Raw genomic sequence first — 21,403 nt, 5'->3', positions numbered from 1 at the left:
ATATTTTGTCGGTGACCGGTATCGACCGGTTGCGGACATTAGTCTCCCCTCCCGCTTGCGGGAGGGGTCGGGGAGGACATGTGGCGGTGCGATAACCCTCCCCGCTGCGGCTAGCCAGCAAGCTGGCAAGCCTCGCTGCCCCTCCCGCAAGCGGGAGGGGAAAATCAGTTCGCTCCTGCAACGGCAGCTTCCTTACCCCAAGGCCGACATTGCCGCACAGCGAGAAGCGATTGCCGAATGGCGCCTAACGCGCCGCAATCCGCCGCGCGAAATGGATCTGCACTGCATCGCGAACCCCGCGCGCGACCTTTTTCTGGCCGGCCGGCGAAGCGAGGAATTCGCTGTCCTCCTTGTTCGAGATGAAGCCCGTTTCGAACAGGACCGACGGCGTGTCGGGCGCCTTCAGCACCACGAACGACGCGAAACGGTGCGCCTCGGTACGGAATTTGACCGCCTCGCCTGCCTCGCGCTGGAGAAGCCGGGCGAAATCCGAGGCGGTGTTCATCGTCTCGCGCTGGGTGAGATCGAGCAGGATCGACGAAACGTCGCCGCTGTGCGCGCCGAGGTTCACGCCGTTGATGATATTGGCCTTATTCTCGCGCGCGGCGAGCCGCGCGGCCTCGCGGTCCGACGCGACCTCCGACAATGTGTAGATCGACGCGCCGCTCGCCTGCTGGTTTTCGGCCGCGTCGGCGTGGACCGAGATGAACAGATCGGCTTTCAGCCGGCGCGCGATGCCATAGCGCTCCTCGAGCACCAGATAACGGTCGTCGCCGCGCGTCAGCGCGACGCGCACCCGGCCCGAAGCGAGCAGGTCGGCGCGGATCGCGCGGGCAAGCGCGAGGGTGATATCCTTTTCGCGCTTGCCGCTGTGCGGACTGGTCGCGCCGGGGTCGTGCCCGCCATGGCCGGCGTCGATCACCACGAGCGGCAGGCGGCTATCGTCGGGGCCTTCGATCCGCGGCAGCGCGACCGCGGGCCTGGGTTTGCCGATCGGGACGGTCACGCTGTAGCGTTTACCAGGGCGTTTGGCGCGGAATGCCGACGACGAGGGCCATTGCGCGCGCGCGCCGCGCGATGCGCGGTCGAGCGCGCTCGCCGAGGCGGTGACCGACGGCTTGTCCAGCGCCGATGCCGGGGTCGCAATCATGCCAAGCAGGGCGAGCAGCAGGCTCATCGCGCGGCTATGCCGCCCGGGACGAGCAATGGTCCAGCGCTTATTCGAAACATGACGCCCCCAGCCGCAGAACATGGTCAAACGACCTTTAGCCAGCCCGTGTAAAAGGCCGGTTAACCGCTGAATAACCATATCCGGCACGTTTTGCATATTTGCAACAGGTCGGCGCCATCCCATCTTTGCGCCGTGGTTGTGGTTGCCGTCGGCCCGGTCCGATGCTAGCACGCCCTCACTGACGGTGTCGTTCCCGGTGCCGTCCGGCCTTTTGAGGGGAAGGCCTGCTCCGCAAAGTTGCGGATCATGGCCGCCTTGGCGCCGGACTTACGGGGAAGGGCGACCTGCCGCCAGTCCACCCGGTTGACCGGACAGTCGGGGCGTTCGTCAGACGCCCGCCCTGCCCGCCCGCTCATCCCGTAACAGGTTGATGCCGCATGAGGCTTGCCATGCCCTCTTCATTCCGCGACGCGGGCGCTTTCGCCCCGGTCGTCGCCGGATGTGAAGACCGCATGCGCGTCCAGGACCGGACGCAGGCTCCTTTCGGCAATAACGTCTTTTTTCTTTTCACCCGTATCCGCCGCGGCCCGTCCTCGGGCAGGTTCGCGGGATTTTTTGATGGCGCGCTGAAGCGCGCTTGGAGTGTTACCAATGACCACGCGCATGTTGATCGACGCGCGGCACCGGGAAGAAACCCGGGTCGCCGTCACCAAGGGAAACCGAATCGAGGAGTTTGATTTCGAGTCCGCTGAGCACAAGCAGCTCAAGGGCAATATCTATCTGGCCAAGGTTACCCGCGTCGAACCGTCGCTGCAGGCGGCGTTCATCGAATATGGCGGCAATCGCCACGGCTTCCTCGCCTTCAGCGAAATCCACCCCGATTATTACCAGATTCCGAAGGAAGACCGCGACGCGCTGTTGCGCGAAGAGGCCGAGCATGCCGCCGCCGCCGCGCAGCGCGCCGAGGAAGACCTCGACGAACTGGAAGGCGATGTCGCCGACGTCGAATATCACGACGAGGACGAGAATGGCGACAGCCGTGCCGACCGCGATGACGACCGGGACGATCATGACGATGGTCACGACGACCATGATGATCGCGACGACAATGGCGATGCCGAGAACGGCGACGCCGAAGAAGGCAGCGAAGGCACCGAAGAAGGCAAGGACAGCCGTGGCGACCGCCGCGGGCGCGGCCGTGGACGCGGCAATGGCCGCAAGGGCGGCCGCGGACGCAGCCGCCGCAATGACGACGAAGACGGCGAAAACCGTATGTCGCTGCGCCGCCGCTACAAGATCCAGGACGTCATCCGTCGCCGTCAGGTGATGCTGGTCCAGGTCGTCAAGGAAGAACGCGGCAACAAGGGCGCCGCGCTCACCACCTATCTGTCGCTCGCCGGCCGCTATTGCGTGCTGATGCCGAACACGATGCATGGTGGCGGGATCAGCCGCAAGATTTCGAACGGCGCCGATCGCCGCAAGCTCAAGGCGATGATCGACGAACTCGCGCTGCCGCCGACGATGGGCTGCATCGTCCGCACCGCGGGGATGAGCCGCACCAAGGTCGAGATCAAGCGCGACTTCGACTATCTCGCCCGCCTGTGGGACGAGATCCGCGAGAATACGCTGAGCAGCTCGGCACCGGCGCTGATCCATTCGGACAGCGACCTCGTCAAGCGCGCGATCCGCGATATTTATCATAAAGACATCGAGGAAGTGCTCGTCGAGGGCGACGAGGGTTATAAGGCCGCGAAGCAGTTCATGAAGCTGCTGATGCCGAGCCATGCGCGGCGCGTGAAGCAATATGCCGACCCGGTCTCACTCTATCAGCGTTACGGCGTCGAGGACCAGCTCGCGGGGATGCTCAATCCCGTCGTCCAGCTGAAATCGGGCGGCTATCTGGTGATCAACCCGACCGAGGCTTTGGTATCGATCGACATCAACTCGGGCCGCTCGACGCGCGAGCATAATATCGAGCAGACCGCGCTCAGCACCAACCTCGAAGCCGCAGCCGAAATCGCCCGCCAGCTCCGCCTGCGCGACATGGCCGGCCTCGTCGTGATCGACTTCATCGACATGGACCATGGCTCGAACGTCCGTAAGGTCGAACGCGCGATGAAGGATGCGCTGAAGAACGACCGCGCGCGCATCCAGGTCGGCCGCATCTCGGGCTTTGGCCTGATGGAGATGAGCCGCCAGCGCCTGCGCACCGGCGTGCTCGAAGCGTCGACGCGTCCGTGCCCGCATTGCGAAGGCACCGGCCTCGTCCGCACCGCCAGCTCGGCGGGCCTCAGCGCGCTGCGCCTGATCGAAGAGGAAGCCGCACGCGGCAAGGGGAACAAGATCACCCTGCGCGCGAGCCAGGAAGCGACCTTCTACCTCCTCAACGAAAAGCGCCGCGAACTGCGCGAAATCGAGGAACTTTACGGCGTCACGGTCGAAATCCTGCCCGACGGCGAGACCGAGGGTGCGCGTATGGCGGTCGAGGTCAGCGGTCCGCCGCCGATCGCGCGCCGCAGCTTCGCCCCGATCGCCCCGATCGAGGACGATGACGACGATTATCCCGAGGAAGAGGAAGAAGAAGCCGAAGAAGAAGCCGCCGAAGAGCGTCCGGCGCGTTCGCGTGATCGCGAAGAAGGCGCACGCGAGCGCGAGGAAGGCGATGGCGAGGGCGAGGGCCGCAAGCGCCGCCGCCGCCGCCGCCGTGGCCGCCGCGGCCGCCGCGACGAGGAAGGCAGTGAAGCCGGCGAAGCGACCGAAGGCGGCGAGGATCGCGGTGGCGATGCCGCCGACGCCGAAGATGGCGAAGCTGCGCCGGTCGAAGCTGTCGAGGCTGCGCCCGAGACGGAAGCCGAGGACGCCGAAGCCAAGCCGCGCCGCCGTCGTGGTGGACGTGGTCGCAAAAAGCCCGATGCGGTCGATGGCGCCGACGAGGCTGCCGTCGAAGCCGAAGCGGCGCCGGTAGAGGTGGTCGAAGCCGCCGAACCGGTCGCCGAAGAAGCGCCAGCCGCCGAGGAAAAGCCCAAGCGCAAGCGCGCCCCGCGCAAGACCAAAGCTGCGGCAGAAGCCGAAGCGGTTGCCGCTGAACCGGTGGTCGAAGCCGTCGAGGCAGCGCCCGTCGCCGAGGCCGAACCCGAAGCCGCGCCCGCAAAGCCCGCGCCGAAAAAGCGCGCGAGCCGCGCCAAGAAGGCGGTCGCCGCTGAAGCCGCGCCCGAAGCCACGCGCGAGGCCGAGCCGGTCGCCGCCGATGGCGACCAGGATGGCGAAGGCTCCGATGGCGAACCGCGCCGCGGCTGGTGGCAGCGCACATTTGGCAACTGATCGCGGCCGATTGATCGCATAAGCACGCTTCACACCTTGCGTCCGCGCGACCCGAACCCCAATAAGCCCACATGGCTTCACTCGGGGTTCAGGCGCGCGGCGCAAGAGAGGCGGGGATGACTGCTCTCCCACCGCAGCCCGCATTCGGGGCGCAAAGACTGCGCTCCCTGTTTCGTATCGCGCTGACATTGCTCGCAATGTTCGCCATCGCGGTGCGGCCTTCGATGGCGCAGTCGATCCTGCGCGACGCCGAAACCGAAGCACTGTTCCAGGACATGATGGACCCGCTGCTCGTCGCCGCGGGGCTGAAGCCGGGTCAGGTGCGCGTCCATCTGCTCGGCGACCGCAGCATCAACGCCTTTGTCGCGGGCAGTCAGGATATCTATGTTTTCAGCGGGCTGATCGAGGCGGCCGACAGCGCCGAAGAGGTGCAGGGCGTGCTCGCGCACGAGCTCGGCCATGTGATGGGTGGCCATGCAATCCGCGTCAACGAAGGCGCCAAGACCGCGACGGGCATATCGCTGCTCAGCCTGCTGCTCGGCGCTGCGGCGATTGCGGCGGGCGGCGGCGAGGCCGGCATGGGCATCATGATGGCGGGCCAACAGGCCGCGCTCGGCAAGTTCCTCGCGTTCAGCCGCGTCCAGGAATCGACCGCCGACGCCGCGGGTGCGCAATATCTGTCGAAGGCCGGGATCAGCGGTCGCGGCAGCCTCGCCTTCTTCAAGAAATTGCAGAACCTCGAATTCCGTTACGGGGTCAAGCAGGACGACGATCAAGCCTATGGCCGCACCCACCCGATGTCGGGCGATCGCATCCAGACGCTGCGCGAAGTCTATGTGATCGACCCCGCATGGGAAAAGCCCGCCGACCCGAAGATCGAGGCGCGTTTCCAGCGGATCAAGGCGAAGCTGTCGGGCTATATGGCCGAGCCCGAGCGCACGCTGCGCAAATTCCCTGAGAGCAACACGACGATTCCGGCGCGCTATGCCCGCGCCTATGCCTGGCACAAGAGCGCCTATCCGCAAAAGGCGCTGACCGAGGTCGAGGGCCTGCTCGCGACCAACCCGAGCGATCCCTATTTCCTTGAGCTCGAGGGCCAGGTGCTGCTCGAATCGGGGCGGCCGAAGGAAGCAATCCCGGCGCTGCGCAAGGCGGTGACCAACTCGCGGGCGCAGCCGCTGATCAGCGCGACGCTGGGCCATGCGCTGATCGCGACCGAAGACCCGGCGAACTATGCCGAAGCCGAAGAGGTGCTGAAGACCGCAGTCGCGCTCGACAACCAGAACCCGTTCGCCTGGTATCAGCTCGGAATCGTCTATGCGAACAAGGGCGATCAGGCGCGCGCTGCGCTCGCCTCGGCCGAACGTTATCAGTTGGAGGGTGGACAGTCGGGGCTCGCGCTGCGTAATGCCGATATGGCGATGCAGGGCTTGCCCCAGGGCTCGCCCGACTGGATCCGTGCACAGGATATTTCGCTGGTGGCTCGCGCCGAGGTGGAACGCGAGCGCAAACGGCGTTAGTTTCGGGTGAAGACAGGGGCGACGCGTCGCATTTCCGTGATGCTCGAGGGCGATAAGTGACCGACAAGAAAGACGATTATTACCAGCCGTGGCTACGCGACCCCGCGCCGACGCCGACGGGCGGCGCGCCCGCGCATGACGAAGGATTGGCCAAGCCGAAGGACGAGCCGCCCGTCGGCATCGACCTCGCGCGATACAGCGCGCCCGAAAAGCCGCGCGATCCGCTGGTGAAACCCGAAGCAATCAAGGCGGGCGCCGCAAATCTGTGGGACCGCATCCGCGACGGCGCCGAGGCCTTTGCCGACTGGACGATCCGCGTCGGCGATCGCGCCGACATCCCCGCGCGCGTCGAAGCGATGGAAATCCCGCGCCGCGCGCGCGAATTGGCCGCGAAGACCGGTGCTGTCACTGCGCGCGCCGCACGCGCGGCAGGACGCGGGTCGGCGCAAGCCGGCCGCGCCGCCGCAAAGGCGAGCGGCGAGGCGTGGGACAAGATGGCGCTCGGCGACAAGGTCGCGAAGCTGTCGAGCGAAGCCGGACGCGGGCTCGGCGAGGTTGCGGGCAAGACCAAGGCGGGGGTCGTCGACATCGCCAAGGCGAGCGGCGAAAGCCTTCGCGACGGCATCGGCGATGCCGCAAGCAAGCTGCGCCCCGCCCCGCGCGAGGAACTGGCGCCGCCGCCTTCGGGCCTCGAACAATTGCTCGCGCGTGAGGAAGCCGCCGCGGCGCAGGCGAGTGCGCCTGCCGCGCCCGACCTGCCGCTCTTCGCCGGCGACACGATGATTCCGGCGGTGGCGAAACCCGCGCCGACGGCCACACCGCATGCGATGGACGGCGACGATCGCTCTCCTATCGCCCAGCCGGCGAAAAGAGCTGCAACGACCAAAGCGATGTCGGCGCAGCGCCTGCCGCAAATCAAGGGGACCGGGATGGATGGCGTTTCGACACGCACATGGGGCTTGGCGCTCGGCGGCATATTGCTGCTCGCCCTCGTCTTCTGGCTTGGCGGCCGCCTCGGCGGCGGGATGAGCAAGAGCGAGGTCGAAACCATCGTCGCCGATTATATCAAGGCGAACCCCCAGATCATCCCCGAGGCGCTCGAGGCGCAGCGCAATGGCGAAATCGCCAAGGCGATCGACGCGATCCGCCCCGCGCTCGAAAAACCCTATGCCGGCGCATGGGCGGGCAATGCCGACGGCGATGTGACGCTCGTCGTGTTCACCGACTATGCCTGCGGCTTCTGCCGCGCGAGCGTGCCCGACGTCGACCGGCTGATCCGCGAAGACAAGCGCCTGAAGGTCGTGTTCCGCGAACTGCCGATCATCGCGCCGCAAAGCCGCGACGCCGCGATCATGGCGCTCGCCGCCGCGCGGCAGGGCAAATATGACGCCTTCCACCACGCGATGTTCGCGAGCGGATCGCTCGACAAGGCGGCGATCGCCGCCGCGGCCGCCAAGGTCGGCGTCGTCACCGACGGCACCGCCGACGCGACCGCGAACGAGGCACTGTTCCAGCGCGAACTCGACAGCAACCTCGCGATCGCGACCCAGCTGCAGCTCAACGCGACCCCGACGTGGATCGTCGGCAACCAGCTGTTCCAGGGCCAGATTGGTTATGATGGATTGAAGCAGGCCGTCGCGAAAGCGCGCGCGGCGAAAAGCTGAAGGCAGCCACGTTGGCGACCGTCACGCTCGATCAAGCACTCGCCAACGCCCGCCAGCTATTGAACGGGCAGCCGGGCGCGGCGCTGGCGCAGGCACAGGCGATCATCGACGAAGTGCCGACATCGGCGGCCGCGCACCGCCTCGCCGCGCATGCGCTCCGCGCGCTGAACCGCGAGGCGGAGGCGCAGGCGGCGTCGCTCGCCGCGGTCGGCGCGACGATCCACGATGAAGCGATGGTCGATGCCGCGCTGGCGCTCGCCGAGGACCGGCTGCCCGATGCCGAGGGCGCGCTGCGCCAGCGGCTGCGCGAAGATGCGACCGATGTCGCGGCGATCCGCATGCTCGCCGAGGTCGCGGGGCGGATCGGGCGTTATGAGGACGCCGAAAAACTGCTGTCGCGTGCGTTGGAGCTCGCGCCGGGTTTCGGCGCCGCGCGCGCCAATCTCGCCACCGTCTATTACAAGCAGAACCGCTTCGCGGCAGCTGCCGAGACGCTCCATGCCGTGCTCGGCGACGATCCCGACAATCCGGCGCATGCGAACCTCCGCGCTGCGGCGCTCGGCCGCATCGGCGGCTATGACGAGGCGCTCGCGCTCTATGCAGAACTGACGCGCCGCTTTCCCGACCATGCCAAGCTCTGGATGAGCTATGGCCATATGCTCAAGACCGTCGGGCGGCAGGACGACAGCATTGCCGCCTATCGCCGCGCGCTCGCCGCCGACCCGGGGCTCGGCGAAATCTGGTGGAGCCTCGCCAATCTCAAGACGATCCGTTTCGATGCGGACGACCGCGCCGCGATGGAAGCCGCGCTGGTTGCGGCCGAGCCCGATGCCGACGCGCGCGCCGACGACCGGCTGCACCTGCATTTCGCGCTGGGCAAAGCCTATGACGATGTCGCGGAATATGAACCGGCATTCCGTCACTATGCCGCAGGCAACGCGATCCGGTCGGCCCAGCTCGGCTATCGCGCCGCCGAAACGAGCGCAGCTGTCGATGCGATCATCGCCGCCTGCACCCCCGAACTCTTCGCGTCGCGCGCCGGCGCGGGCGACCCGGCACCCGATCCCATCTTCATCCTCGGCATGCCGCGCGCCGGATCGACGCTGATCGAGCAGATCCTTAGCTGCCATTCGGCGATCGAGGGCACGATGGAGCTGCCCGACATTCCGGCGCTCGCGCTCGGTCTCGGCCGCGAGGCGTATGACGACGGGCGCCGATGGATCGAGGCGCTGGCCGATACGCCGCCCGAACGGCTGGCCGAAATGGGCGCGGCGTTCATCCAGCGCACCGCAGTGCAGCGCAAGACCGACAAGCCCTTCTATATCGACAAGCTGCCGAACAACTGGCTCTACACCGCCTTCATCCGCCTGATCCTGCCGAACGCGAAGATCATCGACGCGCGGCGCCATCCGCTCGACTGCTGTTTTTCGAACTTCCGCCAGCATTACGCCAAGGGGCAGGCGTTCAGCTACGGCCTCGCCGACGTCGGCGGCTATTACCGCGACTATGTCCGCCTGATGGCGCATATCGATCGCGTGCAGCCGGGGCACGTCCACCGAGTGATCCACGAGGCGCTGCTCGACGACCCCGAAGCCGAAGTGCGTGCGATGCTCGCCTTTCTGAACCAGCCGTTCGAGGAGGCCTGTTTGTCCTTTCACGCCAATGCGCGCGCGGTGCGCACGGCGTCGAGCGAACAAGTCCGCCGGCCGATCAACCGCGACGGCGTCGACCAGTGGCAACCCTATGAAATATGGCTCGATCCGCTCAAACACGCGCTCGGCCCGGTCCTCGGCGCCTATCCTGCCGATCCCGCCGATTTTCGCTGAGCGCCGCCGCGACAAAACGTTGCCTTTAGGCAACAGCATGCGACATTTTCGACCAACAACCGCTGCACTGCACAACAATGCTTGCGCTTGCGCCGCGCCGCGTCATTCTCACGTCATATGACTGTCATCTGAGGGGGATTCCATGCGGAAACTATCGGCAGTGCTTACCAAGAGTGGCGCGTTCCTGCTCGGCAGCACGATCCTGTGCACGTCGGGAACCGCGCTGGCCCAGCAAAACAACACCGACGACGACCGCGACATCGTCGTCACCGCGTCGAAGCGCGAAGAAAATCTGCAGGATGTGCCGCTGGCAATCACCGCGATCGGGAACGAGCGGCTTCAGGAATTGCAGGTCAAGGAATTCCAGGACGTCGTCAAATTCCTGCCGTCGGTGACGATCCAGACGCTCGCGCCGGGGTTCAGCCAGGTTTATTTCCGCGGCGTCGCGTCGGGCGAAAACGCCAACCACTCGACCTCGCTGCCGACGGTCGGCACTTACTTGGACGAAATGCCGATCACGACCATTCAGGGCGCGCTCGACATCCACGCCTATGACTTCGCGCGCGTCGAGGCGCTCGCGGGACCGCAGGGCACGCTCTATGGCGCAAGCTCGATGGCGGGTACGATCAAGCTGGTCACCAACCGGCCCGACACCAGCGGCACCTATGGCTCGGTCGGGCTCGAACTCAACAGCGTGACGCGCGGCGGCATCGGCGGCGTTGCCGAAGGTTTCGTCAATGCGCGGCTCAGCGACCGCGCGGCGCTCCGCATTGTCGGCTGGTACCGCCACGACGCGGGCTATATCGACAATATCGCGGGCACCCGCGTCTATCCGATCAGCCAGAACACCGACACCGACGGCGATGGCGAGAATGACACGGTCATCAACCTGCCCGGCGACGACATCACGCAGAACAACGCCGATCTGGTCGAGAAGGATTACAACACCGTCGACACCTATGGTGGCCGCCTCGCGCTCGGCATCGAGCTCGACGACGACTGGACGATCCGCCCGACCTTGATGGGGCAGATCCAGAAAGCGAACGGCAGCTTTGCGCAGGAACGCTCGTCGGCGGTGACGCGCAGCCTGCAGACGGTGCAGTATAACCCCGAACGCAGCGACGATAAATGGATCCAGGCGGCGCTGACGATCGAGGGCAAGATCGGCAATTGGGATCTGACGGTCACCGGCGGTCACCTGCGCCGCAAGACGCTGACCGACAGCGACTATTCGGATTACGCCTATTTCTACGACGCGCTCTTCGGTTCGGCGGTCTATCTCTACGACAACGCCGGCGACCAGATCAGTCCGAACCAGTATATCAAGGGCATCGATCGCTATCGCCGCAATTTCGGCGAAATCCGCGTCGCCTCACCCGCCGATGCGCGCATCCGCTTTATCGGCGGTCTGTTCTACCAGCGCCAGTCGCACAATATCGAACAACATTATATCATCGACAATCTGTCCGACGATCTGGAGGTGCCGACCACCGTCGACAATATCTGGCTTACCAAGCAGCAACGCGTCGACCGCGACTATGCTGCCTTCGGCGAACTCAGCTTCGACATCACCGACAAGCTGACGCTGACCGGTGGCGGCCGCCTCTACAAGTTCGACAACAGCCTTGTCGGCTTCTTCGGCTACAACAACCCCGGTTTCAGCAGCAATCCGGTTTATGCGTGTCAGGGACCGGCGGTCGTCGACGGCTCGCCGTGCACCAACCTCGACAAACGGACGAAGAAAACCGACTTCATCCACAAGCTGAACCTGACGTACAAATTCACCGACGATGTGATGATGTACGCGACCTGGTCGCGCGGCTTCCGTCCCGGCGGCATCAACCGCCGCGGCTCACTCCCGCCCTACGGCTCGGACACGCTCGATAACTACGAGCTCGGGTGGAAGACCAGTTTCGGTCCCGTCCGCTTCAACGGCGCGGTCTATCAGGAGGACTGGAAGAACATCCAGCTCTCCTTCCTCGGCGCCAACGGGCTCAGCGAAGTGCGCAATGCCGGTATCGCGCGCATCCGCGGGATCGAGGCCGACGTCAGCTATCGTTCGGGCGGCTTCTCGCTCGGCATGGGCGGCAGCTATAACGATGCGACGATTCGCCGCGATTTCTGCGCCATTGCGAACGCCGATTTCGACTGCACGACGCCGGGCAACGATCTGCTCGCCCCGTCGGGTTCACGCCTGCCGGTCACCGCGAAGTTCAAGGGCAATGCCGTCGCGCGCTATGAATTCCCGATCGGCGGGATGGACGGGCACGTCCAGTTCGCGGTCAATCATATCGGCAAACGGCGGTCCGACCTGCGCACGCTCGAAAATGACATCGTCGGCGATTTCAAGGCCTATACGACCGCCGACATCAGCGTCGGGGTGAAGGGCGACGCGTGGAGCGCAGAGCTGTTCGCGACCAACCTGTTCGACAGCCGCGGCGTGATCAACAGCGCGGTCCAGTGCGGCGAGACGGTCTGCGGCGACGCCGATGGCGTGACGCCGGGCGGCGGCGTCTTTTACGACAATGTCATCCGGCCGCGCTTGATCGGGATCAAGGTCAGCAAGGATTTCTGATCGGGTGACCGATTTGCAACCACACAACGAAAGGCCGGGCCAAAAGCTCGGCCTTTTGATGTGCATCGCGCTCGGCATGGGCAATATGATCGGGTCGGGCGTGTTCCTGCTGCCGCGCGATCTGGCGCCGCTCGGCTGGAATGCCGTCATCGGTTGGGGCGTGTCGATCGCGGGCACGCTGTGTCTTGCGGTCGTGTTCGCGCGCCTCGCCAAGCGCCTGCCTGAGGGCTGCGCCGCCTTCACCTATGCCGCCTCCGCCTTCGGGCCCGGAACGGGCTTTATCGTCGCGTGGAGTTACTGGATCAGCTGCTGGACCGTCGTCGCGACGCTCGCGGTGGCGGCGATCAGCAACATGTCGATCCTGATGCCGTGGCTCGGCGAAAAGGGCGCCCTGCCCGCGTGGATCGCGATCGGCTGCATCTGGTTCTTCACGCTCGTCAACCTCGCCGGCGTGCGCCGTGCGGGCGGGGCGCAATTGCTGACGCTCGGGCTCAAGCTGATCCCCGTGGTCGGCGCGGTGCTCGTTGGCGTCTGGGCGCTCGGCACCGGCGCGGCGCCGCCGCCGACGATGGCGGGCACCGAACCGATCAGCCTGTCGGGCGTCAGTTCGGCGGCGACGCTGACCTTGTTCGCATTGCTCGGCTTCGAAAGCGCCTGCGTCGTCAGCGACCGCGTGAAAGACCCCGAACGCACGATCCCGCGCGCGACGATCATCGCCGCCGCGGCGACGGGGCTGCTCTACCTCCTGTCGTGCACGACGGTGACGCTGATGGTCCCCGTCGATGTGCTGCATCAGTCGAACGCAGCCTATGCGACCTTCTTTTCGCGGCTGGTCAGCCCCGAGGCGGGGCAGGTCGTCGCGCTGTTCGCCGCGATCGCGGCGCTCGGCGCGCTCAACGGCTTCGTGCTGCTGCAAGGCGACATTCCGCGCGACCTCGCGCACCGGCGCCTACTCCCGCAGGCGTTCGCACGCGATAACAAGTTCGCTTCGCCTTGGATCACCCAGCTCGTGTCGAGCGGGCTCGCAAGCATCATCGTCTACGCCAATTATTCGCGCGGGCTCGCCGACCTCTTCGCCTTCATGGTCAAGGTCACGACCTCGACCGCGATCATCCTCTATATCGTCGGCGCTGCCGCGGCCTTCTGGCTCGAACGCCGCGGTGCGATCAAGATGTCGACGGGCTTTGCCGCCGCGACGATCATCGGCTTCCTCTACAGCGCCTGGGCCTTTTACGGCGCCGGGCTCGAGGCAAGCCTGTGGAGTCTCGTGATGACCGCCGCAGGCTTGCCGATCTATTTGCTCATGCGGCGTTCAGCGCCCCCCTCAACGCCATTTGGGGGCGAAGAGGCCGCGGTCGCGTAGGATCACCTGCGCGGCATTATGCCCCGGTGCGCCGGTGACTCCGCCGCCGGGATGCGTGCCTGCACCGCACATATAGAGCCCCTTGAGCGGCCCGCGATAGGCGCCGTTGCCGAGCACCGGGCGCGCCGACCACAGTTGGTCGAGGCTCATATTGCCGTGCATGATGTCCCCGCCGACAAGCCCGAACTTGCGTTCGAGGCCCTTGGGGCTGAGGATCTGGCGCCCGACGATCGACGCGCGGAAGCCGGGGGCATAGGCCTCGACGGTGTCGATGATCGTGTCGGCCGCCTTGCCTTCCTCGGCATCCCAGTCGCGCGCGCTTCCATCGGGGTTGGCCGGAAGCTCGGGCGCGAACTGCTGGCAGAAGAGGCTGGCGACGTGGCAACCAGGGGGCGCAAGGCTGTCGTCGACGGTCGAGGGGATGAGCATCTCGACGATCGGCTTTTTCGACCAGCCATGTTCCTTCGCGTCGAGAAACGCCTTGTCCATATAGTCGAGCGTCGGGGCGATGATGATCCCCGACTGGTGATGCTCGCCGGGTTCGGGGAGGCAGGTGAAGCGCGGCAGCTCGCTGAGCGCGACATTCATGCGGAAGGTACCGCTGCCCGCCTTGAACGCCCTGATGCGGCGGCGGAATTCGGGGGCGATATCGCCTTCGCCTATCATCCGTTCGTAGAGCAGCTTGGGTCCGACATTGGCGATCACGCGCGCCGCGGCGATTTCTTCGCCGCCGACCAGCTTGACCCCGACCGCCTTGCCGCCGTCGACGAGCACCTTGTCGACCGGGCTTTCGAGGCTGATCTCGACCCCAAGCTGGGTGCAGACTTTCGCCATCATCTGGGTGATCGCGCCCATGCCGCCGACGCTGTGGCCCCACGCGCCTTTCTTTCCATTGACCTCTCCGAAGACGTGGTGGAGGAGGACATAGGCGCTGCCCGGCGTGTCGGGACTGGCGTAATTTCCGACCACCGCATCGAAGCCGAAGGCGGCCTTGACCGCTTCGCTCTCGAACCAGCTGTCGAGGAAGGTGCGCGCGGATTTGGTGAAAAGTTCGAGCACGTCGCGTTGCTGCGACAGGCTGAGCCTGGTGAGCCCGCGCCCCTGCCGCGCCGCATCGATCAGCGTCTTGAACCCGTCGCCGACGTTGGGCGGCGATTTCAATGCGAGGTCGCGCAGCACGTCGGCGACGCCCTCGAGCATGTCGTAATATTCGGGAAGGCGCGCCGCGTCATGCGCCGAGAAGCGGGCGAACTCCTTCTGCGTGCGTTCGAGCCCGCCGCCGAGCTTGAGGTAGCCGCCATCCTCCTGCGGCAGGAAGTTGCTGATCGGCCGTTCGATCACGCGATAGCCATGATCGGCGAGCTTCATGTCGGCGATCACCTTCGGCTGGAGCAGGCTGACCGTGTAGCTCGCGACCGAATTGCGGAACCCCGGCGCGAATTCCTCGGTCACCGCGGCGCCGCCGACGACGTCGCGCGCCTCGACGATGCGCACCTTGAGCCCTGCCTTGGCGAGATAGAAGGCGCAGACGAGGCCGTTGTGGCCGGCGCCGATAATCAGGGCGTCATAGGCTTTGGTCATGAAAACTCTTTCGCAAGCGGGGATTGAACATGTTGGCGGCCGAAACCGAGGCCGAGGACACGGCCCGGGATGCGGCGCAGCAGCGGGATGGCGTCGAGCAGGCGCACTGCGAGCGGCACGCGCGTGATCTGCCCCAGCAGCATCGGTTCGATGACGCGCCGGTGCGCGAAACGCTGGATCGCCTGCATGCGCGTCGTCGGCGTCCAGCGACGCTCCTGCACCTTGGCGAGCAACGGGTCGGGATCGGCACCCGCCGCGAGCGGCGCTGCGAGAATGTTTGCCGCCGCGACCGCATCCTGCACCGCAAGGTTGATGCCGACACCGCCGACGGGCGACATCGCATGCGCCGCATCGCCGATCGCGAGCAACCCGGGGCGCGACCAGCGGGTGAGCCGGTCGAGCGCGACCGTGAGCAATTTCACATCGTCGAAGCTTTGGATCGCGTCGATCCCGACGGCGAGGCCCGGCGCGATCTCGACGACCTTGTCGCGGAAGGCCGCAATCCCCCGCGCCCCGATCGGCGCAAAGCCACCCTTTTCGATGATCTGCGCGCATTGCCAATAATCGCCGCGCGGAATCGCGACGACCATGCCGCCCTTGTCGATCGTGCCGAGCGCGACCTCGGACATGTCCATGCCCGCAGGCACGGGGATGCGGAACCACAGCACATCCATTGGCGCGCCAAGGTCTTCGAGCGGCAGGTCGGCGGCGTCGCGGAGCACCGAGCGGCGGCCGTCCGCCGCAATCACCAGTCGCGCAGGCAAGGTCTCGCCGCTGGCGAGCGTCACGCCGCTGACGCGGCCCGCATCGTCATAAGTCAGCCCGGTCGCCTCGCTCGACATGCGCAGGTCGAAGGTCGGATAGCGCTTGCCCTGCCCAGCGATGAAATCGAGCAGGTCCCATTGCGGCATCATCGCGACGAAGCGCGCCGCGACGGGCAGGTGCTTCATCGTCGCGATCGTGAACTGCTCGCCCATCAGGTTGAGCGTCATCGTGTCGATCGCCGCGTGCGGCTCTTTCAGCAACTCGTCGAGCAGCCCGATCTCGTTGAACAATTCGAGCGTCGAGGGATGCACGGTGTCGCCGCGGAAATCGCGGAGGAAGTCGGCGTGCTTTTCGAGGATGGTGACAGGCACCCCGGCGCGCGCAAAGAGCAGGCCCGCGACCATGCCGGCGGGGCCGCCGCCGACGATCACCACGGGAGGCATATCGACCACCTCTATTCTCCGCTCGTGTCGAGCGAAGTCGAGACACCGTGAGGCCGCGCTCTCACGATGGGCATCTCGACTGCGCTCGATGCGAACGGGAAAGAAATGGTCATTGCCGACTCCATCCCGCCTTCGGCGCCCGCTCCAGCCGCGCCTCGGGGATCAGGTCGCGCATCCGCGAACAGAAATGCTTGAGGCAGACTTCCTTGTCGCTGAGCGGCCCCATGGTGAAGCTTTTCGACTGCATGCCCTGCTGGACGCGGGTGATCAGTTCGGTGTCCTCGGCATTGACCTGGCGGTTGATGCGCCAGTTGAGGTAGCGCGCGGCCTTCATCTCGCGGCGCTCGTCGGGCAGGACATAGCTGATCTCGCGGATCAGGCAGGTCGTCGGCCCGGTCGGCAGCCACTGCATGAAATCGACCTGATCGGGATAGATGTCGAACGCGACATTGGGCCACAGCTTGAAATAGAGCCAGTGGCGCTGATTGGCTTCGGGCAGGTGCGGAACCGACGGCAGCAGTCGCTGGTACATGCGTTCGGACCAATTGACCGACGGCCGGTCGATCAGATCGCCCCACATGCGGTCGACATTATCCTCCGCCTCGACGCCATAGCTTTTGCCGAACAGGCGCGTGAGGCCGGGGTGCGCGACAGGGATGTGGAGGCCGTCGGAATAATTGTCGCCGACATTCTTCCAGTTCACCTCGCGCGGGCGCAGCGTGACGCGGCCGAGCGCGCCGAGTTCCTCGAAGCGATACGGGGCGACCTGCGCCTCATAGGGCGCCATCATGCTCGCCACCGACGGGCCGCCGTCGTCCTCGAGCCGTACGAACCAGAAACCGCGCCACTGTTCGAGCCCGACGGGAACGAGCCCGGCCTTGCCCTTGTCGAGCGTCGGATAGCTCGCGCTATCGGGCACGCCGGTCAGCCGGCCGTCGAGCTCGTACGTCCAGGCGTGATAGGGGCAGACGAGCTTCTTCGCGCAGCCCACCGCACCGTCGACGAGCCGCGAGCCGCGATGGCGGCAGACATTGGTGAAGGCGCGCACATGGCGATCGGTACCGCGCACAAGGATCACGCTCTCGCCGCAATAGTCGATGCTGTGCCAGTCGCCGACGTTCGGGATATCGCTGTCGTGGCAGACGACCTGCCAGCTCGGGCGGAAGATCCGTTCCATTTCCGCCGCATAGAAATCGGGATCGCTGTAGGTCCAGGCGGGGAGCGACCATCCGTCGAGCGGGTCGATGTTGTCGAAAGTGTCGCGCAGCGTTGCCATGAGTCGATCCTTGTTGTACAGATGTATAACAAGATGACCGCCGCTCGCCAAGCCTTTACGCGCGAAAGCGCCGACGCCCGCCGGGCGGACCTGATCGAGGCGACGGCGGCGTGTCTGGCCGAGCATGGGCTGGCGGGCACGAATGTTCGCGCCATCTGCGCGAAGGCGGGCGTCTCGCCGGGGCTGCTGCGCCATTATTTCGATGGCATCGACGACCTGGTCGCCGCGACCTACCAGGCGACGAGCGACCGGATGGACGCGATTTTCGCGGGCGCGGTCGAGGGTTCGGGAGGCGATCCGCGCACGCGGCTGACCGCTTACCTGACCGCAAGCTTCCGCCCGCCGGTGACCGATCCCGAACTGCTCGGCGCATGGACCGCCTTCTGGGCGCTCGCCCGCAGCGATGCTCGGATGGCGGACATCCATGCGGAAAGTTACGCCGGTTATCGCGAGCGGCTGGGCGAACTGCTGACCGCATGCGGCGCGGCCGATGCCGGGCGATTGGCCATCATGCTGACCGCGATGGTCGACGGGCTCTGGCTCGAACTGTCGCTCGATTCGAGCAGTTTCGGCGCCGAAGCGGCGGTGACGATGGTCGAGCGCGCGGTCGAAGCCTTGCTTCCGGCCTAGAGCGGCCGATGCTCGGTGGTGTCGCCGGGAGTCAGGAAAAGCAGCTCACCCGGAACCTTGATGACCATGCGGTGCCAGACGCCGCGCGGGACGAGCGCGCCCTGTCCGGGCGCCAGCGCGATCGTCCGTTCGACGCCGCCTTCATCGAGGACGATATCGAACTGGCCCGAGAGCAGCGTCAGCACCTCGTCGCCGTCGGGGTGCATTTCCCACCCCGTGCTTTGTTTCATCGCGATGCCGCCGATATAGATGCCGCGATAGAGGCCGAAACTGCGGAACAATGGCTGTGCCGGCAGCCCCTTGCGGCCGAGCAGGGCGCGCGCCGCACCCGTGACTGCCGTCAGGACATGAACCGCGGCGCGGCGCAGGAATATCGACATGGCAACTCTCCCCGCACCCAGCCTATCAAATGAGAATGATTCTCAAAAGGGGCTGGATGCGGGAGAGGCCGCCTATTTCGACAGGTCGCGCAGCAGGCTGTCCCAATGCGCGAGCGCGGGCGCGATTGCGTCGACAGGCACGCGCTCGTTCAGCCCGTGCGCATAGCTGTCGCTCGCCTTCGAGAAGAGGCCCGCGACGCCATAGCTCGGCACGCCCTGGATGCGGAAATGATAGCTGTCGGTGGCGCCCGCGCTCATCGACGGGATGATCGGCAGGCCGGGTGCGCGCGCATGCACCGCCTTCGTCACCGCCGCGACGACGTCGGGGCGCAGCGGCGAAGCGTCGCTGGCGCTCGCGTCGGGATCGGTGTTCACCTTGACCGCGGGATCGCCGATCACCCGTTCGAGTTCGGCGCGCACCGTTTCGACCGGCACGCCGGGGAAGATGCGGCAGTTGATGTTCGCGGTCGCGCGCTGGGGCAGCGCATTTTCGGCATGGCCGCCCTTGGTCATGGTGGGCACGCAGGTGGTGCCGATCTGGCCGATATATTCGGGGTCGGCGCGGATCGCGGCGATGGCTTTCGCATCGGCCGGGTTTGCGGCGAACGCCTTCAAAGCCGCGCCGATGTCGCCGCCGACCTGGTCGGCGACGATCGGCATGCCGACCTTGGTCAGCTCGTTCTGCTGCGGCGTGAAGCGATAGGCGCCGACCTTGGCGAGCGCGTTCGACAGCTGAACGATGGCATTGGTGTCCGACGGGCGCGAGCTGTGCCCGCCGGGATTGGTGACTTCGAGCGTGAAGTCGGCATAGGTCTTCTCGCCCGCCTGCAGCCCGTAATATTTGGGCTTGCCGTCCTCGCCGATCAGCCCGCCGCCGCCGTCGCCATTCAATGCGAATTCGGCGCCCTTATACTTTGCCGCCAGCGCGCGCGTCGTCATCATCGAGGTTTCCTCGTCGCCCGAGAGCAAAAGGATGATCGAGCGCTTAGGCTTGAAGCCGTCCTTCTTCAATTGCGCCATCGTCGCGACCATCATCGAGACGTCGAACTTGTTATCCTCCGACCCGCGACCGAAAATATAACCTTCCTCCTCGACCGGCACGAAGGGGTCGCGCGTCCAGTCCTTGGGATCGGCCTCGACGACGTCCATATGGCCGAGCAGCACGATCGGCTTGCCCTTGCCCGTCCCGGCGAGCGTCGCGGCGAAGGTCGCGGTCTCTCCCATCGGGGTGATGACGATATCGCTGTCGGCATAGCCCGCGGCTTTCAGCACGCTCGCATAATAGGCTGCGAGCTTGGGCACCTGACCGCGCCCCTCGACCGTCGGGATCGCGATGCTGTCCTTCAGGATCTTTTTCGCCGCCTCGGTATCGGCGGGCTTGGCGTGGACGGGTGCGGCGGCCAGCAAGGCGGCGGCGAGGGCGAGCGGGCTGTATGACATGCGCATGGCGGCGGACTATGCCGCGTCCGCGCGGCTTCGCAAGAGGGCATCCGACAAGCGGCGATCAGGCAGGCAGGATTTGCGCAAGGACGCTGCCGGCGAGACGCGCGGTGGCGAGGAGGCGGGGCAGGTCGTGGCCGCTCCGCGCCTTGGCCGACATCCCGGACATCGTCGTCGATACGAAATCGGTCACTTCGTCGGCGGCCTCGGGGTGGCGGGCCGCGATATAGTCACGGATGAATTCCTCGGCACCGAGATTGAGCGCGCGGGCGGCTTCGCGCGCGCCCTCGTCGTTGCAACGCGTTCCTTCGAGCACGAGACAACCGCCCGCCGCGGGATCGGACGCATAACGCCGCGCGGCCTCCTCCAGCATGGCTGCGAGGGCAGAGGCGACAGGGACGTCCGGACGCAATATGTCGATGAGCGGGATCGCCTCGGTACCCGTCCAATGATCGAGCACGCGCTGATAAAGCCCGGCCTTGCTGCCGAAGGCGGCATAGAAGCTGGGCGGATTGATGCCGAGCGCATCGGTGACATCGGCGACGCTGACGGCGTCGTATCCCCGCGCGTGAAAAAGCTGCTGCGCCGTCGCGACCGCCGCCTCGGGATCGAACCGGCGCGGGCGACCGCGCGATCTGGATTTATTTGTAGTCACAATTACAAAATACCTTGACGATGGCTTGTGCGATTTTATGTAGTTATCCCTACACTAATAAGCAAGGAGTCTCCCAATGTCCGAATTCCAAGGAAAATCGGTTCTCGTCCTCGGCGGCAGTCGCGGGATCGGCGCGGCGATCGTTCGCCGCTTCGCCGCCGACGGCGCGAATGTCGTCTTCACCTATAATGGCTCGCGCGAGGCGGCCGAGCAGCTGGCGACCGAGACCGGCACCAGCGCGGTGCCGACCGACAGCGGCGACCGCGACGCGGTGATCGCGCGGGTGCGCGAGAGCGGCCCGCTCGATGTGCTCGTCGTCAACGCCGGCTTCGCGCTGTTCGGCGACGCGCTCGACCTCGATCCCGACGACGTCGACCGGCTGATCCGCGTCAACGTCAACGCGCCCTATCATGCCTCGGTCGAGGCGGCGCGGCAGATGCCCGAGGGCGGCCGCATCATCGTGATCGGATCGGTCAACGGCGACCGCATGCCCGTTCCCGGCATGGCCTCCTATGCGCTCAGCAAATCGGCGCTGCAGGGCATGGCGCGCGGGCTGGCGCGCGATTTCGGCCCGCGCGGAATCACGATCAACATCGTGCAACCCGGCCCGATCGATACCGATGCGAACCCCGAGGACGGCCCGATGCGCGAGCTGATGCACAGCTTCATGGCGATCAAGCGCCATGGGCGCCCCGAAGAGGTCGCGGGCATGGTCGCATGGCTGGCGGGCCCCGAAGCCGGCTTCGTCACCGGCGCGATGCACACGATCGACGGCGCGTTCGGCGCGTGACGA

15 protein-coding genes are annotated in these 21,403 nt (G+C 66.1%); 8 read left to right on the top strand and 7 right to left on the bottom strand.

Annotation, left to right across the window (positions count from 1 at the left end; translation table 11 throughout):
- Positions 1-244: 244 nt before the first annotated feature.
- Entirely contained in the window at positions 245-1,252 is a 1,008-nt protein-coding gene (locus GGC65_RS15100; protein ID WP_225940840.1) for an N-acetylmuramoyl-L-alanine amidase family protein, read from the bottom strand.
- A 570-nt stretch (positions 1,253-1,822) separates the two neighbouring features.
- Between GGC65_RS15100 and GGC65_RS15090 the strand changes: the two genes are divergently transcribed.
- From GGC65_RS15090 to GGC65_RS15065, 6 genes are all read left to right on the top strand, one after another.
- A complete protein-coding gene (locus GGC65_RS15090) occupies positions 1,823-4,492 on the top strand; it encodes an Rne/Rng family ribonuclease (protein WP_192647909.1) in 2,670 nt (889 codons plus the stop codon).
- Positions 4,493-4,608: 116 nt separating this feature from the next.
- Positions 4,609-6,012, top strand: a complete 1,404-nt coding sequence (locus GGC65_RS15085) for a M48 family metalloprotease (protein ID WP_192647908.1) — start codon at positions 4,609-4,611, stop codon at positions 6,010-6,012.
- Positions 6,013-6,068: 56 nt separating this feature from the next.
- Entirely contained in the window at positions 6,069-7,676 is a 1,608-nt protein-coding gene (locus tag GGC65_RS23735; RefSeq protein ID WP_192647907.1) for a thioredoxin domain-containing protein, read from the top strand.
- 11 nt (positions 7,677-7,687) lie between these two features.
- Positions 7,688-9,502, top strand: coding sequence for a tetratricopeptide repeat-containing sulfotransferase family protein (locus GGC65_RS15075; protein WP_192647906.1), 1,815 nt, complete (start codon positions 7,688-7,690; stop codon positions 9,500-9,502).
- A gap of 142 nt (positions 9,503-9,644) precedes the next feature.
- The gene (locus GGC65_RS15070) at positions 9,645-12,077 is read left to right on the top strand and encodes a TonB-dependent receptor (protein WP_192647905.1); all 2,433 of its coding nucleotides are present in this window, start codon (positions 9,645-9,647) and stop codon (positions 12,075-12,077) included.
- Positions 12,078-12,081: 4 nt separating this feature from the next.
- Positions 12,082-13,440 carry an APC family permease gene (locus GGC65_RS15065; protein ID WP_192647904.1) on the top strand — a complete coding sequence of 453 codons (1,359 nt, stop codon included), beginning with the start codon at positions 12,082-12,084 and terminating at the stop codon, positions 13,438-13,440.
- Here GGC65_RS15065 and GGC65_RS15060 read toward each other — a convergent pair.
- From GGC65_RS15060 to GGC65_RS15050, 3 genes are all read right to left on the bottom strand, one after another.
- The gene (locus GGC65_RS15060) at positions 13,402-15,021 is read right to left on the bottom strand and encodes a phytoene desaturase family protein (RefSeq protein ID WP_192647903.1); all 1,620 of its coding nucleotides are present in this window, start codon (positions 15,019-15,021) and stop codon (positions 13,402-13,404) included. The genes GGC65_RS15065 and GGC65_RS15060 overlap by 39 nt on opposite strands.
- Positions 15,018-16,229: an FAD-dependent oxidoreductase gene (locus tag GGC65_RS15055; protein WP_192649557.1), complete on the bottom strand. Its 1,212-nt coding sequence runs from the start codon at positions 16,227-16,229 to the stop codon at positions 15,018-15,020. The genes GGC65_RS15060 and GGC65_RS15055 overlap by 4 nt, the downstream gene beginning before the upstream one ends.
- 109 nt (positions 16,230-16,338) lie before the next feature.
- Complete coding sequence (locus tag GGC65_RS15050) at positions 16,339-17,505, bottom strand: aromatic ring-hydroxylating oxygenase subunit alpha (protein ID WP_192647902.1); 1,167 nt, start codon at positions 17,503-17,505, stop codon at positions 16,339-16,341.
- Between the two features lie 33 nt (positions 17,506-17,538).
- Between GGC65_RS15050 and GGC65_RS15045 the strand changes: the two genes are divergently transcribed.
- Positions 17,539-18,135, top strand: a complete 597-nt coding sequence (locus GGC65_RS15045; RefSeq protein WP_225940839.1) for a TetR/AcrR family transcriptional regulator — start codon at positions 17,539-17,541, stop codon at positions 18,133-18,135.
- Here GGC65_RS15045 and GGC65_RS15040 read toward each other — a convergent pair.
- The 3 genes from GGC65_RS15040 to GGC65_RS15030 form a co-directional block, all read right to left on the bottom strand.
- On the bottom strand, positions 18,132-18,515 hold the full coding sequence (locus GGC65_RS15040; RefSeq protein ID WP_192647900.1) for a cupin domain-containing protein: 384 nt from the start codon (positions 18,513-18,515) through the stop codon (positions 18,132-18,134). The genes GGC65_RS15045 and GGC65_RS15040 overlap by 4 nt on opposite strands.
- Before the next feature lie 72 nt (positions 18,516-18,587).
- Positions 18,588-19,961: a M20/M25/M40 family metallo-hydrolase gene (locus GGC65_RS15035; RefSeq protein ID WP_192647899.1), complete on the bottom strand. Its 1,374-nt coding sequence runs from the start codon at positions 19,959-19,961 to the stop codon at positions 18,588-18,590.
- A 58-nt stretch (positions 19,962-20,019) separates the two neighbouring features.
- Positions 20,020-20,610 carry a TetR/AcrR family transcriptional regulator gene (locus GGC65_RS15030; protein ID WP_192647898.1) on the bottom strand — a complete coding sequence of 197 codons (591 nt, stop codon included), beginning with the start codon at positions 20,608-20,610 and terminating at the stop codon, positions 20,020-20,022.
- Between the two features lie 76 nt (positions 20,611-20,686).
- On the opposite strand from GGC65_RS15030, the gene bdcA reads away from it, so the two are divergent.
- Positions 20,687-21,400: an SDR family oxidoreductase gene (bdcA, locus tag GGC65_RS15025; protein WP_192647897.1), complete on the top strand. Its 714-nt coding sequence runs from the start codon at positions 20,687-20,689 to the stop codon at positions 21,398-21,400.
- The last annotated feature ends 3 nt before the right edge of the window (positions 21,401-21,403 follow it).

This window comes from Sphingopyxis sp. OAS728 (genome assembly GCF_014873485.1).
Taxonomy (GTDB): Bacteria; Pseudomonadota; Alphaproteobacteria; order Sphingomonadales; family Sphingomonadaceae; genus Sphingopyxis.
This window is presented reverse-complemented; position numbering and strand designations above follow the sequence as displayed.

Bases quoted from the DNA above. Each gene is read 5' to 3' on its own strand.
- GGC65_RS15045 (WP_225940839.1), top strand. From the start codon at position 17,539: ATGACCGCCGCTCGCCAAGCCTTTACGCGCGAAAGCGCCGACGCCCGC.
- bdcA (WP_192647897.1), top strand. From the start codon at position 20,687: ATGTCCGAATTCCAAGGAAAATCGGTTCTCGTCCTCGGCGGCAGTCGC.
- GGC65_RS15050 (WP_192647902.1), bottom strand. From the start codon at position 17,505: ATGGCAACGCTGCGCGACACTTTCGACAACATCGACCCGCTCGACGGA.
- GGC65_RS15055 (WP_192649557.1), bottom strand. From the start codon at position 16,229: ATGCCTCCCGTGGTGATCGTCGGCGGCGGCCCCGCCGGCATGGTCGCG.
- GGC65_RS15035 (WP_192647899.1), bottom strand. From the start codon at position 19,961: ATGCGCATGTCATACAGCCCGCTCGCCCTCGCCGCCGCCTTGCTGGCC.
- GGC65_RS15085 (WP_192647908.1), top strand. From the start codon at position 4,609: ATGACTGCTCTCCCACCGCAGCCCGCATTCGGGGCGCAAAGACTGCGC.
- GGC65_RS15090 (WP_192647909.1), top strand. From the start codon at position 1,823: ATGACCACGCGCATGTTGATCGACGCGCGGCACCGGGAAGAAACCCGG.
- GGC65_RS15040 (WP_192647900.1), bottom strand. From the start codon at position 18,515: ATGTCGATATTCCTGCGCCGCGCCGCGGTTCATGTCCTGACGGCAGTC.
- GGC65_RS15060 (WP_192647903.1), bottom strand. From the start codon at position 15,021: ATGACCAAAGCCTATGACGCCCTGATTATCGGCGCCGGCCACAACGGC.
- GGC65_RS15070 (WP_192647905.1), top strand. From the start codon at position 9,645: ATGCGGAAACTATCGGCAGTGCTTACCAAGAGTGGCGCGTTCCTGCTC.
- GGC65_RS15100 (WP_225940840.1), bottom strand. From the start codon at position 1,252: ATGTTCTGCGGCTGGGGGCGTCATGTTTCGAATAAGCGCTGGACCATT.